1 protein-coding gene is annotated in these 876 nt (G+C 47.0%); it reads right to left on the bottom strand.

The window, feature by feature from the left end:
* Window positions 1–76: 76 nt before the first annotated feature.
* The coding region (locus B3182_RS06620; protein ID WP_292752062.1) for a His/Gly/Thr/Pro-type tRNA ligase C-terminal domain-containing protein at window positions 77–876 on the bottom strand (800 nt) is incomplete at its 5' end.

Here is an 876-nt window from a genome sequence, read left to right as displayed (position 1 = left end):
GGATGATAATTGGCAATAAACTGCAACGCATCAGCAATGCTTTGCACAAAGTCCTGTTGGCGAATTACTGTCATGTTTATGCTGTTGCCAACTTTTGTTGAATTGCTTCAAGCACACGCTCCAAAGCGAATTCATCCGCTTCACCTGACGCACGATGTTTATATTCAATCACACCGTTATCCATACCACGTTCGCCCAAAATCAAGCGATGGGGTATGCCGATAAGCTCCATATCTGCAAAAGCGACACCCGGACGCAAACCACGATCATCAAGTAATACATCGACACCAGCAGCAAGCAACTGCTGATAGATCTTCTCAGCTTCATCACGAACACGTTGTGATTTATGTGCATTGACGGGCACTAATACCACTTCAAATGGTGCGATCGCTTGTGGCCAGATAATGCCATTCTCATCATTGTTTTGTTCAATAGTGGCTGCAACGACACGAGACACACCAATGCCGTAACAACCCATAGTGATGACCTGAGATTGTCCGGTTTCGGTTAACACCACGGCATTGAGTTTGCTGCTGTAGTTTTCACCGAGCTGGAAAATATGACCTACTTCAATACCTCGGGCAATTTCCAACGTGCCTTGGCCATCAGGGCTAGGATCACCTGCTACTACATTACGTAAGTCTGCTGTTTCTGGTTCTGGACAATCGCGGCCCCAGTTCACTCCGGTCAGATGTTTTTCATCTTCATTGGCACCACAGATAAAATCTGCAATGTTTGCCGCGGCATGATCAACAACCATTGGAATGTTCAGGCCGACCGGACCGATAGAACCGATATTGGCGCCGGTGGCTTCATGCACCTGTTCAGGCGTTACGAACGTTAAAGGAGCAGCAATTAACGGATGTTTTTCCGCTA

The organism is Methylophaga sp. UBA4204, assembly GCF_002379485.1.
GTDB lineage: Bacteria > Pseudomonadota > Gammaproteobacteria > Nitrosococcales > Methylophagaceae > Methylophaga.
This window is presented reverse-complemented; position numbering and strand designations above follow the sequence as displayed.